The organism is Mycobacterium sp. E3298 (genome assembly GCF_001666895.1).
Lineage (GTDB): Bacteria > Actinomycetota > Actinomycetes > Mycobacteriales > Mycobacteriaceae > Mycobacterium.
In genome coordinates this window covers 1-2,710 of record NZ_LZJB01000142.1, presented here as the reverse complement: position 1 = coordinate 2,710, position 2,710 = coordinate 1, and the positions used below count along the sequence as shown (strand labels likewise).

Sequence of the window (2,710 nt, the reverse complement as noted above, 5' to 3'; positions counted from 1 at the left end):
GTGAATGGGGACCAAGGTCTCTTCTTTGGTTTTGTAGAGACGCTCGAGCTGTAGGTGATACATCGGTCCCAGCGCGCGGGAGCCGGTGCGGATCTTCTCGTCGACCGACGGCTTGACGCACCACACCGTGGTGTCCCAGTTGCCCGCGTAATACCGCATGCCCGGCAGGAAGGACACCTTGCGCGGGTAGAGGTTTCCGACGACGACCACCCCGGCGATGACGACGAACAGGATCGCCACCGGCAACGGATTGGCCACATCGGACAACCCGAGCCAGGCGTGCGCCACGAACAGCGACAGCACGCCGAAGATCATGAAGACGTTCCACTCCAGCGGCACCCCCATCGGGAAGGCCAGCAGGATGTTCAGGTGGAAGACGATCATCACGAACGCGGCGATGGCCGTCGGCCAGCCGCCGTGGGAGAACAGCAGCGCCAGTGGTACCAGGCCTTCCACGGCGGTGGAGAAGTGCGCGATGAAACCCGCCAGCGCGCTGGGGCGCAGGTCGTCCGGGTAGCGCTTGAACATCGAGCGCTTGAGCGCCCCGGAGGGGATGAACGGGTTGTTCGCGAGCATCGTCGAGATCACGAACGGGAAGTGCCGGTTGAGCTTTGAGGTGGCCGCCCCGAGCCAGATCACCATGAAGACCACCTTGGCCCCGATGATGGAGTCCGCCCCGGCGAACAGGAAGACCAGCGCCAGCGGCGCATAGACCTCACCGCGCGCGGCCAAAAAGATCACCTTGTCGCGCAGACCGAGGACGGCCAGGACCGACAGGATCGCGACGGTGTGCCAAGGGGCCAGCACGCCAATGTCGGTGTGCAGGGCGGGGATTGCGCCGGTGCCATCGGACACCAGCGCGATGGCGAGCAGCGCCAGCAGCGCGCCGTAGAGGATGGCGTCGAGCGGGCTGCGGACGCTGCCCTTGGTCAGCGGCACCCGATCGGGCCACGGGGGCAGCCGGATGGTGCTGGGCCGCAACCAGTACAGGATGGAGCCCATCGGCGGGAAGTACCGGCCGGCCAGCGGCCCGAAGCAACAGCCCAGGCCGATGACTTCGAACAGCATCGTGTACAGCACGGCCTTCTCGAACACGATCGGTTCCGACCACCAGGCGGCGACGCCCGTGAAGCTGCCGATGCCCGTCGTGCACCACCCGAACACCCAGCCGCCGAGGATGTACAGCGCGATCTTCACGCCATACATCACATGCATCACCAGCGGGGTGCCGAACCCGTTCTCGGCGATGTGGCGCACCATCGGGACGATCCGTTGCGCGCGGGGTTGCTTGCTCCACTCGGCCACGTCGACGACGGGCAGGTTCGGCTGGATGAACCCCATGGCAGCTCCTTCGACGCAAAGGGCGTTCGCTGTGAAGGAGAAGCTACCTGCAGCATCAATCGTGTGGCGGCCAAATCACGACGAAAAGTGGTCCGAGCGGCCGTTAGCCGCCCCCGGTATGTCAACTGTGCGCCGTCAGGGTTTCGAACCCCGGACCCGCTGATTAAGAGTCAGCTGCTCTACCAACTGAGCTAACGGCGCTTTCGACGGCCGAGACCGCGTACGCGACAATAACAGGCGTCCTGCCGCGGAGTGAAATCCCGGTTTCCTTCCAGGTTAGCCACCCGAGAGCGCTCGCGGGGGCCTCGGGAAACCCGATCGCTGAAACCGTCTGCCGCGCAAGCCCCGTCAGAACAGGGTCCCGCAGTAGGGGGCCCGATCGGTGCTGAAGGCGGCATCCAGGTCGCGTATCGCGCCCGGGCGCTCTTCGGTGATCCGGCCCGCTCGCAGGAGCTCGGAGGCCGGGTGTGCGCCCATGTAGATGGTGGCCAGATCTGCCAGGCCGATGCCGACGTCGGTGGGCCCGTCGTGCGGTGTGCACTTGCCCACGCCGTCACGGGCCTGCAGGAGGAACCGCCCGCCGGCGAGGTCGAGGGGGTCGGTGACCTCCAGCGCGAGGTCGATGTCCGCCGCATACGCGCGGGTGCCCAGCACCTCGGGCACGTCGTTGATCCGCACCCAGAGGAAATCGCTCACACCGGTGGTTTCGGCGGCCCGCAGGTCGGTGAGCTTGAGCGGCAGCGGGTCGTCGACCGGCACGTCGATCTCGACCGTGTTGAACATCTCCAGGGCCAACAACGTTTGCAGCAGCTCGGTATGGGCCTCGTCGGTGATGGGGCAGAAGTCTTCGACGACCACGGTGCCCAACGGTGGCCGGTAGCCGTGATTCGACTCACCCACGACGCGGTAGGTCAGGAAGCCGTCCGGATGGATCGTGTAGTTCAACGGGCTGCCGTTGCCTCGCTGCACCGGCAGGTCCTGCCGATGGTCCGCCCACCAGGCTTCGTTGCGGGCCACCGCCCCATTCGTTGCAGCACACCATCTTTCGTAGATTTCCGGCAAGTGGTCTTTTGCCTCGGCGGCGGTGATCTCGCGCGCCCGGATCTCCGCCGGCGGCGTGCGCAGCTTGGCGAAGCGGCGGTCGACGGAGTAGCTGCGCAGATAGCTGCCCACGCCGGCGCCGAAGCCGTCGTACATCGCGGTCTGGGTCGGCACCCCGAAGACGATCGGGTAGCCGCGTTCGATCAGTATGCCGAGCCCCTTCGCGCTGAGCTGCCCCCAGACGCCCTTGCCTTGGTGAGTGGACGCGACGGCGATCATCGTCAGCCACGCGACTCACCGTGGCGGGCGGCGCCAGCCTGCGGGCCGG

The 2,710-nt window shown here is 66.5% G+C and carries 1 protein-coding gene, 1 tRNA gene and 1 pseudogene; all 3 read right to left on the bottom strand.

The genetic code is table 11. From position 1 onward, the window contains the following. Nucleotides 1-1,341 (bottom strand): DUF3556 domain-containing protein (locus tag A9X05_RS06540; RefSeq protein ID WP_067780075.1); only part of this gene is annotated, 1,341 nt, incomplete at its 3' end. Between the two features lie 128 nt (nt 1,342-1,469). Continuing rightward, nucleotides 1,470-1,542 (bottom strand) — tRNA-Lys (locus A9X05_RS06535). Between the two features lie 147 nt (nt 1,543-1,689). Then, nucleotides 1,690-2,673 (bottom strand): annotated as a pseudogene (locus tag A9X05_RS06530) (GNAT family N-acetyltransferase); the annotation flags it as partial. Between the last annotated feature and the right edge of the window lie 37 nt (nt 2,674-2,710).